Annotated in this window: 13 protein-coding genes; 6 read left to right on the top strand and 7 right to left on the bottom strand. The window is 67.5% G+C overall.

Going from position 1 to position 12,252, the window contains the following annotated elements:
- The coding region (locus AO398_RS08360; RefSeq protein ID WP_201025731.1) for a DNA translocase FtsK 4TM domain-containing protein at positions 1-831 on the bottom strand (831 nt) is incomplete at its 3' end.
- Between the two features lie 158 nt (positions 832-989).
- Between AO398_RS08360 and mtnA the strand changes: the two genes are divergently transcribed.
- From mtnA to AO398_RS08375, 3 genes are read left to right on the top strand one after another with little or no spacing between them, the layout of a single operon-like run.
- Positions 990-2,090, top strand: a complete 1,101-nt coding sequence (gene mtnA / locus AO398_RS08365; protein WP_058191605.1) for an S-methyl-5-thioribose-1-phosphate isomerase — start codon at positions 990-992, stop codon at positions 2,088-2,090.
- Positions 2,091-2,148: 58 nt separating this feature from the next.
- On the top strand, positions 2,149-2,376 hold the full coding sequence (locus AO398_RS08370; RefSeq protein ID WP_058191606.1) for a hypothetical protein: 228 nt from the start codon (positions 2,149-2,151) through the stop codon (positions 2,374-2,376).
- Positions 2,373-2,663 carry a type II toxin-antitoxin system RelE/ParE family toxin gene (locus tag AO398_RS08375; RefSeq protein ID WP_058191607.1) on the top strand — a complete coding sequence of 97 codons (291 nt, stop codon included), beginning with the start codon at positions 2,373-2,375 and terminating at the stop codon, positions 2,661-2,663. Before AO398_RS08370 ends, AO398_RS08375 begins: the two co-directional genes overlap by 4 nt.
- A gap of 89 nt (positions 2,664-2,752) precedes the next feature.
- Here AO398_RS08375 and AO398_RS08380 read toward each other — a convergent pair whose 3' ends face one another.
- From AO398_RS08380 to pth, 5 genes are read right to left on the bottom strand one after another with little or no spacing between them, the layout of a single operon-like run.
- On the bottom strand, positions 2,753-3,742 hold the full coding sequence (locus AO398_RS08380) for a MaoC/PaaZ C-terminal domain-containing protein (protein ID WP_058191608.1): 990 nt from the start codon (positions 3,740-3,742) through the stop codon (positions 2,753-2,755).
- 33 nt (positions 3,743-3,775) lie between these two features.
- Positions 3,776-4,873 carry a redox-regulated ATPase YchF gene (ychF, locus tag AO398_RS08385; RefSeq protein WP_058191609.1) on the bottom strand — a complete coding sequence of 366 codons (1,098 nt, stop codon included), beginning with the start codon at positions 4,871-4,873 and terminating at the stop codon, positions 3,776-3,778.
- Positions 4,874-4,877: 4 nt separating this feature from the next.
- Positions 4,878-5,333 (bottom strand): PIN domain-containing protein, encoded by a 456-nt coding sequence (locus AO398_RS08390; protein ID WP_058191610.1) that lies wholly within the window; start codon positions 5,331-5,333, stop codon positions 4,878-4,880.
- Positions 5,317-5,544 carry a hypothetical protein gene (locus tag AO398_RS08395; RefSeq protein WP_058191611.1) on the bottom strand — a complete coding sequence of 76 codons (228 nt, stop codon included), beginning with the start codon at positions 5,542-5,544 and terminating at the stop codon, positions 5,317-5,319. The genes AO398_RS08390 and AO398_RS08395 overlap by 17 nt, the downstream gene beginning before the upstream one ends.
- Positions 5,545-5,585: 41 nt before the next feature.
- Entirely contained in the window at positions 5,586-6,194 is a 609-nt protein-coding gene (pth, locus tag AO398_RS08400) for an aminoacyl-tRNA hydrolase (RefSeq protein WP_058191612.1), read from the bottom strand.
- 351 nt (positions 6,195-6,545) lie between these two features.
- Here pth and AO398_RS08405 point away from each other — a divergent pair, with 351 nt between their 5' ends.
- Entirely contained in the window at positions 6,546-6,773 is a 228-nt protein-coding gene (locus tag AO398_RS08405) for a hypothetical protein (RefSeq protein WP_058191613.1), read from the top strand.
- Between the two features lie 31 nt (positions 6,774-6,804).
- Here the strand turns inward: AO398_RS08405 and AO398_RS08410 are convergent, their stop codons facing one another.
- Positions 6,805-8,976 carry an FUSC family protein gene (locus AO398_RS08410; protein WP_058191614.1) on the bottom strand — a complete coding sequence of 724 codons (2,172 nt, stop codon included), beginning with the start codon at positions 8,974-8,976 and terminating at the stop codon, positions 6,805-6,807.
- A gap of 873 nt (positions 8,977-9,849) precedes the next feature.
- On the opposite strand from AO398_RS08410, the gene AO398_RS08415 reads away from it, so the two are divergent.
- A complete protein-coding gene (locus AO398_RS08415; protein WP_058191615.1) occupies positions 9,850-10,215 on the top strand; it encodes a hypothetical protein in 366 nt (121 codons plus the stop codon).
- Entirely contained in the window at positions 10,208-12,076 is a 1,869-nt protein-coding gene (locus AO398_RS08420; RefSeq protein ID WP_058191616.1) for a hypothetical protein, read from the top strand. Before AO398_RS08415 ends, AO398_RS08420 begins: the two co-directional genes overlap by 8 nt.
- The last annotated feature ends 176 nt before the right edge of the window (positions 12,077-12,252 follow it).

Genomic DNA, 12,252 nt, shown 5'->3' on the forward strand with positions numbered 1-12,252 from the left:
CAGGTCGGCATCCGTGAAGGCGCGCCGGGCCGCCAGGGCCGCCGCCTCGGCGTCGAACGGCTCGACCCGGCCGGTCCGCCAGGCGTCGACCCGCCGCGCCAGGGCGAGGCGCATCCGCATCAGGCCCTGGGCGAGGGCGCCGATGCCGACGAGGCCGAGGCTCGGCTCGTCCGCATCCTCGCGCTCGTCGCGGCCGGAGGCGCGGCCGCGGGCGGGTTGATGCCGGGCGGGATAGGGCTCGTCGTGGAAGGAATCCTCCTCGACGGCCCCGAACCGGCAGGCGCCGGTCAGGCTGAGGATCGCCACCGCGGCGTAGACGAAGCCGACGAGATGGGCCGCCGCGGAGGAGACCGCCCCGACGATCACCCGGGCCATCGACAGCAGGCCGTCCCCGGCGACGCCGCCGAGCCCGGTCGGGAGCGGCCAGCGGGCGGTGGGGGGCAGGGCACTCGCCACCGCGCTCGCGGCGCAGAAGCCGATGATCCACAGCGCCAGGCGCATGCCGCCCTGCGGCAGGTCGCGCTCGCGCATCAGCCGCACGCCCCAGAGCACGGGCGGCAGCACGAAGGCGAGGGCGCCGAGCCCCAGGATCTGCATGGCGAGATCGGCCACGACGGCCCCCGGCTGGCCGAGCACGTTGTGGGCCGGGTGGTCGGTGGCGTGGTTCAGGCTCGGGTCGTCGATCGACCACGTGGCGAGCGCCACGGTCAATGCGACCGCACCGGTGAACAGGACGAGCCCTCCGAGCTCCGTCAGGCGCTTGCCCAAGAAGGGGCGAACGCTGTCGACGTAGGTGTCGTAGGGCGACGCGGGACGGCGAAGCGAGCGCATGCGGGACCGGACGCGAACGGGGACTCTCGCCCGAGGCTAGTCATGCCGGCCTTAACGACCTGCTAAGGTTGAGGAAGCCTGACCCGGCGCCCACCGGGATCGCGCGGGAGCAGGCGAGGGTGGTGCAAAAACCGCCCCGCTATGGCACAGAAACCGCCATGAATATCGACGGCACACCCTATCGCACCATCTTCCCGGACCCGGACGGCGTCAGCGTCCAGGTGATCGACCAGACACGCCTGCCCTTCGCATTCGAGCTGAAGCGGCTCGCCACCCTCGACGACGCCGCCCTGGCGATCCGCACCATGATCGTGCGCGGCGCGCCCCTGATCGGCGTCACCGCGGCCTACGGGCTGGCGCTGGCGATGCGGGCCGATCCCTCGATGGAGGGGATCGACCGGGCGGTGGCGGTGCTGGCCGCGACCCGCCCGACGGCGATCAACCTGCGCCGGGCGCTTGAGCGGGTCGCCGGCAACCTGCGGCAGATCCAGCCGGCCGAGCGCTTCGTGCGCGCCTTCGCGGAGGCCGGCCGCATCGCCGAGGAGGATGTGGCGAGCTGCCGCTCCATCGGTGCCCATGGCGGCCAGATCATCGCGGACCTGCACGCGGCCCATGGCGGCCGGCCGGTCACGGTGCTGACCCATTGCAACGCCGGCTGGCTTGCCACCGTGGATTGGGGCACCGCCCTGGCGCCGATCTACGCCGCCCACGAGCGCGGCGTGCCGGTGCACGTTCTGGTGGACGAGACCCGGCCGCGCAGCCAGGGCGCGGCGCTCACCGCCTTCGAGCTCCACGGCCACGGCGTGCCGCACACGGTGATCGCCGACAATGCCGGCGGCCACCTGATGCAGCATGGCGGGGTCGACCTGTGCATCGTCGGCTCGGACCGGACCACGGCGAGCGGAGACGTCTGCAACAAGATCGGCACCTACCTGAAGGCGCTCGCCGCCCACGACAACCGCGTGCCGTTCTACGCCGCCCTGCCGTTCTCGACGATCGACTGGACGCTCCACGACGGCGTCAAGGAGATCCCGATCGAGGAGCGGGACGGCCGCGAGGTCACCCACATGACCGGTCGGCTCCCTGACGGCGGCTTCGCCACGATCGAGGTGGTCTCCCCGGGCAGCCCGGTGGCCAACCCAGCCTTCGACGTGACCCCGGCCCGCCTGGTGACCGGGATCATCACCGAGCGCGGCATCTGCGCGGCCAGCGACGAGGGGCTGTACGGGCTGTATCCGGAGCGCCGGAAGGCGGCGTGAGGGGAGGGGCGGGCGGACGCGCAATGGCGTGTCCGGCGATCATGTGCAGGATGGGCCCATGACTGAACTTCTCGATCAAGCGATCGCGCGTGTCCGCGCTCTTGCTCCTGAGACGCAGGATGCGTTCGCGCGCATGCTGCTGGATCTCGCCGGCGATGAGGCCGAGCCCGTCATCCTGACACGGGCAGAACGGGACGCCATCGCGACGTCGAAGTCGGCAGCGGCACGGGGCGAGTTCGCGACGGACGAGGAGGTGAGGGCCGTCTGGGCGAAGCACGGCCTGTGAAGATCCGCTTCACCCGTCCGGCTTTGACCGACTTAGCCGTGCTGACCGAGTACATCGCGGCTCGCTCGCCGCAAGGGGCTCGACATGTCCGGCAACGGATCAAGGACGCGTTGGACCATCTCTCGGATTATCCGATGCTCGGAAAGCAAACCGACGATCCGACCATTCGCCGCCTGACCACGATCCCTTATCCTTACCTGATCTTCTACGAAGTCACGGACGCAGCCATCATCGTTCATGCCGTTCGCCACAGCGCCCGCGATCCCGGTTCGATGCCGGATGCGTGACGAACGCAGATAGCGCTGAGTGGCGTTGCAATCGGAGGCCGCCTCCGCCCCCCGTCCTGTGCGGACATCGAGAACCGCGAGGACGGGCCTCACGGCTCCCAGCGATGGAACACCGCGCTGTCGAACGCGAAGACCGGCTCGCCGCGCTGGTTCACGCCCGTGTTGCGGGCAAACGCCAGGCCCCAGCCGGGGCGGGAGGCGGAGGCGCGCTTGTCGGTGAGCTTCGTGCTGAACCGGACCGTGTCGCCCGCATAGACGGGTTTGAGCCAGCGCAGGTTCTTGAAGCCCGGGGAGGGGCCGGCTTCCGGGACGGGGCCGCGGGTGGCCGTGTAGGCGGCGTCGCGGGCGCGGGTGGTGAGCAGCCGGTTCATGTAGGCGGCGGCGGTGTGCCAGCCGGAGGCGCACAGGCCGCCGAAATGGCTGCGCCGGGCCGCGGCCTCGTCGAGGTGGAACGCCTGCGGGTCGTAGGCCTCGGCGAAGGCCACGATCGCCGCGGCGCTGAACGGGTAGGCGCCGAGGTCGCGGACCCAGCCGATCTCGGCATCCCGCAGGAACGGCAGGATCTCGGCATCCTCCGGCTCCTCGACCGGGCCCGGCTCGCCGATCTCCACGGGGCGGGGCGGCAGGGGATCGGTGCCGCTTCGGGCCAGCATGAAGGTGAAGCGCTGGGTCAGCACCGTCTCGCCGCGCGGGTTGCCGAGGGCGACCTCCGCTGTCACGAAGCCGAGCCCCGGCTTCGAGGCCGAATCCCGCATCCCCACGACCCGGAAGGTCAGCGTCAGGGCATCCCCGGGCAGGACCGGCGCCAGCCAGCGCAGCTCGTCGATCCCGGGCGCGCCCAGCGACGAGCCGCCCCGGAACGGCCCCTGCTGCAGCAGCCGCATCCCCAGCGCCGCCGTGTGCCAGCCCGACCCGATCAGCCGCCCCGCGAAGGTGCCTTGCGCGGCCGCTTCGTCGAGGTGGAACGGCTGGAAGTCGAAGGCCCGCGCGAAGCCGACGATGGCGTCGCGGGTGACCGTCAGGGACTCGCCGACGATGACGTCGCCGACGGAAAAGTCCTCGACCGCGGGGTCCGGCATGCCAGCCTCGTCCAGTGCGTCAGGGGGAGGGCCTCAATTGGCGAAGCGGAAATGCAGCACGTCGCCGTCCTGCACCACGTACTCCTTGCCCTCGAGCCGCAGCTTGCCGGCGTCCCGGGCGCCGGATTCGCCGCCGAGCGTCGTGTAGTCCGTGAACGCGATGGTCTCGGCGCGGATGAAGCCCTTCTCGAAATCCGAGTGGATCACCCCGGCGGCGCCGGGCGCGCGGGTGCCCTTGGTGATCGTCCAGGCCCGGGCCTCCTTGGGGCCGACCGTGAAGTAGGTCACGAGGCCCAAGAGATCGTAGCCGGCGCGGATCACCCGGTTGAGGCCGGGCTCGGTCAGACCCACGGCTTCCAGGAATTCGGCCTGGTCGGCCTCCGGCATCACCGCGATCTCGCTCTCGATCTTGGCCGAGACCACCACGGCGATGGCGCCCTCGGCCTTGGCCCGGGCGAACACCGCGTCCGAATAGGCGTTGCCCTTGTCGGCATCGCCCTCGTCGACGTTGCAGACGTAGAGGACCGGCTTGGCGGTCATCAGCCCCAGCGACTGGAACAGCTTCTCCTCGTCCGGCTTGCGCTCGACGAGGCGGGCCGGCTTGCCCTCGCGCAGCAGCGGCAGGGCGCGGTTGACGAGGTCGAGGGTCTCCTTGGCCTCCTTGTCGGCGCCCTTGGCCTTCTTCTCCAGGGCGACGGCCCGGCGCTCCAGGCTGTCGAGGTCGGCCAGCATCAGTTCGGTCTCGATGGTCTCGATATCGGCGGCCGGGTCGACCTTGCCCTCGACATGGGTGACGTCGCCATCGGTGAAGCAGCGGACCACGTGGGCGATGGCGTCGACCTCACGGATGTTGGCCAGGAACTGGTTGCCCAGGCCCTCGCCCTTGGAGGCGCCGCGCACCAGCCCGGCAATGTCCACGAAGGTCAGCCGCGTCGGGATTTTTTCCTTCGAGCTCGCGATCCGGACGAGGTCGTCCAGGCGCGGATCCGGCACCGCCACCTCGCCGACATTCGGCTCGATGGTGCAGAACGGGTAGTTCGCCGCCTGCGCGGCCGCCGTCTGCGTCAGCGCGTTGAACAGGGTCGACTTGCCGACGTTCGGCAGGCCGACGATGCCGCATTTGAAGCCCATGGACTCAGTTCCGTTGAAGCACGTCGCCGGGCGACGCGCGGAAAGGGTTGATGAGGGTCAGGCCCTCGAACACGGCGCCGTGTGCCATATCCTCGGTCAGGAAGTACCGGCATCCGGCGAGCTGGGCCGCGGCTACCAGGAGGCAATCGAACCACTGATAGCCGAGATTCTCGCGGACGAGCCATGCCAGTTCGGTGTCATCTTGATCGATTGGGCGCGCTCCCCAGGCCCCGATCGTCTCGACTTCGTCCTGAACGTCGCGCAGCGAGCGCCCCAGCTCGTTCTTGAGGATCCATCGCGTAAGTTCGTTGAGAACTTGCAGATTCGTGCGGGCGCAGCCCAGGTCGGTGATGGCAGCCAGCCACGTCCGTGCGCGCTCGCGCTTGTCGGCATTTCGTTTGTCGCGTGCGTAAACCAGCACGTTCGTGTCGATGAAGATCGGCTCAATCGTAAAGTTCATCGCGCGACGGTGCTTTGCCGTTCTCGTCCGTCAGATTCATGAGAGGCCCGGCCAGGAAGCGTTCGAGCGCCTCCCGCTGCGTCAGCGGCCGGCCGACGCGCTGCTCGACGGCCTCGGCGACGAAACGCGATAGGCTCTTGCCGTCGCGCGCGGCGGCGACACGCGCCCGCTGCAGCAGGGCCTCGCTCATCGTCACGGTGACGTTCTTCATCGCAGCCTCCGCCGTCTATATCGTGTCCTCGTGTTTTCGTGTCAATTTTTGGAACCCAGCGTCTTCACCGTGTCCCAGCCCCGGCCGGCCATGGCGAGATGAACCTTGTTCTGGAAGCTCGCATCCTCCCCCGCCGCCAGCAGCGTGGCGTGGTCGGCGACCGCGTGGGCCAGATCCTCGACCCAGGGCAGCTCGGCCTTGCCGAAATCGTTGAGCACGTAAGCGTGCACCAGCGCCTTGTCGCCGGGATGGCCGATGCCGAGCCGGACCCGGCGATACTCGTTGCCGCATTGGGCGGTGATCGAGCGCAGGCCGTTATGCCCGGCATTGCCGCCGCCGAGCTTTACCCGGAGCTTGGCCGGGGCGAGGTCGAGCTCGTCGTGCAGCACGATCACGTCGCTCAAGGGGATCTTGTAGAAGCGCTGCGCCTCCGAGACCGAGCGCCCGGATTCGTTCATGAAGGTCGAGGGCTTGAGCAGGATCGCCCGCTCGGTGCCCAGCACCACCTCGGCGGCTTCGCCCTGGAAGCGGTGCCGGAACGGGCTCGCCCGGTGCTGGCGGGCGATCGCGTCGATGGCCAGGAAGCCGATATTGTGCCGGTTGTTCGCGTAGCGCGAACCCGGGTTTCCGAGGCCGACGATCAACCGCATGGCAGAGTCCCTGGCGCGCTCCCGGTCATGGGCCTTCCCTCAGCGCATCCCTTTCGGGGCGGTCTCTGGCACGCTTCCGCGCGCGGCGCATCCCCGCTCCGAGCCCGGGACCAGCGTCGCCGGGCCCGGCCTTCCTGGACCGGTATCAGGCATTCGGAGCCGAGCGCGTACCACCCGTGCGCCAGCGCACGGCATCGCTCGAACGGGAGGCAGACCATCCCGGTTGAGAGGTCATCATCGGCCAAGCACAGCCCGAGCGATCAAGACCGCCGCACCGACGATCTTCCTCACCCGGCCCGGTTGACCGGATGACGTCCCGTCGAAGTCGGACGCAGACAACAGGAGATCATCATGACCCGTCGCATGCTCGCCGCCGTCCTGATCGCCGCCACCGCCTCGCCGGCCCTCGCGCAGGGGATGGATTCGAAGCATTCGCCCTATCCGGCCTCGGCCTATTCCGGCTGGATCGGAAATGCGGGCGTCTCGCAGCAGGATCGGGCTCAGCCGATGCGGGCCTCCGCCTACCGCTATGCCGGCCCGCATGCCGGCGGCCCGGCCAACGCCCTGCCGCGATACTGAGCTGACGTGCGGCCCGCGGGCCTGCCTCGGGTCAGGCCGCCGGGACGGCCCGACCCTCGCCTGCGACGGCATCGGCCTCCGGCCCCGCGCCCTCGAGCGCGCGCAGCTCTCCCGGGCGCAGCGTCCCGCTCAGCAGGTCGACCTGGCTCACGAGGCGGGCCAGCGACTGGCCCCGGTCGAGATCGGGCCGGGCCGGTAGCGGCCGATCTGCGCCCAGCGCCGCCAGGGTGGCGGCGATCCAGGTGCGCCAGGCTTCCGCCTCCGGGGCGGCCGCCTCGGGGGCGTGGCGCAGCACCGTGAGCCGGGCGCTGATCCGGCGCAGGGTCGCGTCCGCCACCATGGCGGCCTCCACCTCCGGATGGCCGCCGGCCCGGGGCTGCTGCAGGGCGCGCGACAGCGCCGCCTCCAGGTCGTTGAGGGCGAGGCCGGACGCCCGGGCGCGGGCGAGCACTGCGGCGTCGCGGGCCTCGCCGGAGGCGGCGAGCAGCACGGCTTCGGCGAAGTCGGCATGGGCCTTCAAGGCCCGCCGCAATTCCTGGCGGACCTGGTCCGGCTCCCAGATCGGCCAGAGCACCAGGCAACTCGCCACCGCGATCAGCCCGCCGAGCACCGTGAAGCCGGCGCGCATGCCGACGATCTCCCAGGAGCTGTGGCCGGGCTCCAGCAGCTCGACCAGCAGCACCACCAGCGGGGTCAGGCAGGTGACGAAGAAGCCGTAGGAGATCTGGCGCGCGGCGAAGCCGACCACACTGAGCACGAGGATCAGCCCGGCTTCCACCAGCGGGGTCGTGGCGTAATAGGCCAGCACCGCGCCCGCGGCCCCGCCCAGCACCGTGCCGCCGATCCGCTCCAGCGCCCGCTGCCAGGTCGCCGCGTAGAACGGCTGCATGGTCAGCACCACGGTCATCACCAGCCAATGGGTGAACGCGCCGGCATAGGTCAGGGTGGCGGCGAGCGCCGGCGCTGCGACCGCCGTGGCCCGCAGGGCGTGCCGGAGGTTCGGCGAGGCGAGGGTGAAGTTCTGCCGCAGCGGCTCGACATAGCGGGTCCAGCGGTCGAGGCTCCGGCCGTCCGTGAGGGTGCCGCCCGGCCGGTAGCCCTCCGGCGTCGAGAGCTTGGCGCCGATCCGCACGCGCCCGACGATCCGCTCGGCCAGCCGCGCCAGGGTCGGATCCTCCGACAGGCCCTCCGCGGCCCGGGCGATGGACAGTTCCAGCCGGGCGAGGTCGAGGCTGGCATCGTCGCGGATCGCCCGGGCGATGGTGACGAGCAGGGGGCGCAGGCGCCGCAGGAAGGTCTTGGTGAGGGCCCGCCGGCTCGGCGCGGGCCGGCTCTCGATCAGCTCCGCCACCGCGATCAGCGCGGAGAAGATCTGCTCGGCGCTCTCCAGGCGCAGCAGCGCCTGGGCGGTGCGCTCGGAGACGCGCTCGCGGGAGCGGGCGAGGTCGAGGATCATGGCCCGGGCCGTCTCGATGCTCGCGCGCACGCCGCGCCGGTGGCCCCGCGCATGGCCGTCGAACGCGTCCGCGTCGGGATCGGTCAGGGCGACGAGCCGCTCGAGATCGCCGCAGAGCCGCGCGAGGCCGTGCCAGACCTCGGCCACCGCGCGGTGCGCCGGCCGGTACGGATGCAGGCGCCAGATCACCAGGGCGAGCAGCGTCGCCCAGAGCCCGCCGGCCGCGAACATCAGCGCTACGATCCCGGCCTGCTCCCAGGTGAGCGGCCGGTCGAGGGCGATGCACAGCACGACCACCAGCACGTTCCCGGCCGATTGCGCCTGCACGCTCCAGACCCGGACGTAGGAGCACGCGAAGATCAGCGCGCAGGAGACCGGCACCACCACCGGCAGCCCCAGGGGCTGCAGCAGGCCGAGACCCGCCCAGAGCAGGCCGCCGAGCAGCGAGAAGGCGGTGAGCACCCGCAGGCGCACCCGCATCGGCCCGCCATTGTCGCAGAAGCAGGCGAGGTTCGCGGCCAGCGCCATGGTCAGCAGCGGCGGCCATTGCACCCAGATGTTGATCAGGATGACGACGCCGAACGCGAAGGCGGCGCGCACGCCCTCGACCAGCCGGACGTTGCGCAGGTCGAGGCCGGTGGGCAGGCGCCGCAGATCCGCCCCGGGCCGGGCGAGGCTGCCCCGGCCGGCAGCCCGGCGGCGCCGGGCGCGGTCGGGGGACGATGCGGACGGATTCGGGCCAGGCAACCTCGGACTCCTGTGCGGGGGCAGCACCCCGGCATGAACAGCGCCCCGGCCTGTCCGGATCCGCCCCGCGCCGCAACCCCGCCATGCCGCCCTCGGGCAACGCCAGGTGGCGCCTGCCACGCCGCGACCGGTCCGTCACGCAGACGCTTGACCCTCGGCCAAGCCCGTGGCTTCTGGGCACGCTGGCACCCAGACTCCGTAGCTCAGCTGGATAGAGCAGCCGCCTTCTAACAGTTAAATCGTATTGTCACTGCAGTTCACCTAATTCGATCTGGTCGTACGTGAGTGGGTAGAGTTCGCTTCTCACCTAGACTTAGCCTTTAGGATCACATTTTTCTTACTAGAACGAAACGTATTGAAGTCACATCGAATGGCGCGCCGCCAGGTAACGGTAACCGCGGCTGGAACCGCAGACCTGCTTTGTTCGTGCTGATTTGAGATTCCTAGCGCCGGGGCATTGGGACTAAAGTATTTCCCCGCGAATTGGCCTCATGCGAGCTCGATGCTGCCACCGGGCCGGCAGTATCAATTCGATAGATGCTGTCGAAGCGAAGATTCTGGGTTTCGAGCGCTCAAGTATCAAGTTTTAGTCCCAGCCCGTCAGCAGGCTGCTGGTTTTTATTCATCCACTGATTCGGTGTTGGCTCGCTGGCGCTCTGAACCAGACGACGTGATGGCCCCCATTCGCAGCACATCAGCTTCACAGCCGTATCTTCGCGCCTACGAGCCATAAAAGTCATCAAAACGGCCCCATTTTGTCCCCAGAAAGGTCCCCAATAAATGCTCTGATCGCCCCCAGAAAAATGTCCAAGTTTGCGGTCGCTTGGCGGCTCTCTGCCCGGCATTCTTACGGCGTCAACAAAGGACACGCCGATGACCGACCTGTTTGGTTTCTCCTCCGCCCACGAGTTTGAGCTTTCCCACCATGCGACCGTAAGGGTCGCGCAGCGCTGCATTCCGGACGAAGTCGTCGCTTTGGTGCTGGAATTCGCTGATATCGACTACCCCGCCGCACAGGGCCGCCGCCGGCTCAAGCTGTCCCATCGGCGTGTGGGGGAGCTGATGAGTGAAGGCTTAGATTATGCCCTAGTCGATAAAGCCCGCAGCGTGGAACTGATCGTCGGACGAGGAGACAGGGTCGTGACCGCTTTGCGATGTGATCCGATGCCCCTGCGGCGCATGCGCCCCCGCCGAGAACGTCGGTCGGCCCGGGCGCGTCGGGAGATGGCCCATGTCTGAGGGGACCGTTATCGACGCTCGCTCGCGCTTCTCTGATGCGCGTAGCGAGAGGCCGGAAGCGGACAGCGCCGTTACGGCGGCGCGGCACGCCGAAAGCCTGCAGCAAACCCGCGCACGCTTGGAAGAGGCGGATCAGATCGCACGTGAGGTGTCGCTCTCGCGGCGTGTTCCTGAGTGGGATAGGCCCCGCCTCGCTCGGAACCTGGGCCGGATGATCGAAGCCCAGGGAGCGGACAAGGCCCACTCTCGCATCGCCGAGCTCTTTAGGCGTACGTTCGTCGGCGATGGTGCGGCGAGCGCCCTTAAAAAGCGCAAGCGCTACATCCGCTTGGATGGAGAGGACACATCGGATCCCGACAGGCTCGGGGAGTACCAGGCTGATGGGCGTGTTTACGTCAGGCTAGCGGAAAGCTGGGCGGAGCTTGCGCATACCGGCAGCTCATCGACTGAGGATGTTCGGCGGCAGGCCGTGCTGAACCTGATTGAGGGCACCAGTTTCGACTCGCGTGCACGGTCGTCGCTTCGCCGTTCCGAGGTGGGACGGCAATGTTTTATTGACCAGATGAACAACGTGTTGGCTTGTGTTGAAGCCAAGGCGGGCGATCTGAATGCCTATTTCGATGCCACCGATGAGATCGATCTGGAGTCGGATATTGTAAGGGTGAACGCTGGAACTCCATTCTATTTACAAAACAATTTGGGGTGGACGAACCTGCGGCTCGCTACGGCCGATTTGCTCGATAACGATGATCCTGTCATCGGACCTAGCGGAGAGAATGGGGATCATATCTACGGCACGCTCTCGCTGGCTCCGAAGGTTCTAATCGGGTTTTTGTATTCGCCCGTGGTAGTCGACGATGCTGTGAGCTTTACGCTTCAGCCTACGAACGGCCAATCCTCTCACGATGACGAGCTGGTGCAGATCCTCATCGAACGCTACGGCCAAGACAATGAAGCACTCTATGTGCGGTTAGTTTCCGAGTACCGGACCGAAGCCGAGGGCGTGGCCGATTATGATTTTGACGACTTCGAATCCTACGAAGCTCATCTTTCGGCAACGCGTGCCTGCGAATGCCGCTTCCGCGAACGCCTCCAGTCTGCACTCGCATTACCGTCCCTGCCGCCGATCTTCCTGGATCTGGAGGAGGAGCGCATCAAAAGCGCGCTGATTCAGCAGTATGGGCTAAAGCCGCAGGGCTTAATCAATCCATCATCGGAAAGTCTCAGCGATCTTCGTTCGGATATTATGAGTTCGGGATACAGCGCCGATAAACCCCTGATTGTATGGGCTGCGCATTCCGTCATCCTGTCGCTGTACCGCGAGCGGTCGACTGGACGCCCGCGCATCACTTTTACCATCTCGACCGACGAGATGAGGTTAGAATACGACCGGATCATATGCCGACTGCCTTATGGGCCTGCCGATAAAGGATACTCCCCGGATAATTATGAGGAAGGGGATGTTTCGTGTTTCATGGAGCGGGCTGACAGAGGATATCTGTTCGGAAATGAATTTGATCTACGGCTCGCGAGCGACCTCGAAGGAGCAGGGTCACTTAATTTTCTTCCAGCAATACAGACGGTCGATCTTATGTTCATGCCGGTCGGGCGGGATCTGAGTCCGCAGCACAAAGCTGTGTTCAGGCCAATGTTCAAAGATTACCCTAAATCAATTTCACCGGCGCCTACGAACACAATCGCAGGTTCTATTTTGAGAAATCTTGCTTATGCCCCAACAGGTGAGCGGCTGGATGAGTTGTTGCTGGCGGACACGAAGCTCAAAGTGGACGCCCTGCGTGACCTTATGAACTCCGAGATGAATCGGTATCGCGAGGGCATAAATCGCCTGTCCCCAATGTAAGCAGCCTACTTCTGCTTCGAGCCGATCCTCGGGCTGAAGATACCCTCGCATGTGGATGCCGGCGGCAGCCGATAGGCCGTCTTTGGCGAGTCGAGGTCATTGTGCGCCGAAACCACACGGCCTGAGAATTCTCATCCTCAGGTTGAAAGGGTCGCTGACGCGAGCCACACCAAACC

Origin of the sequence: Methylobacterium sp. GXS13, assembly GCF_001455965.1 — a bacterium.
Lineage (GTDB): Bacteria > Pseudomonadota > Alphaproteobacteria > Rhizobiales > Beijerinckiaceae > Methylobacterium.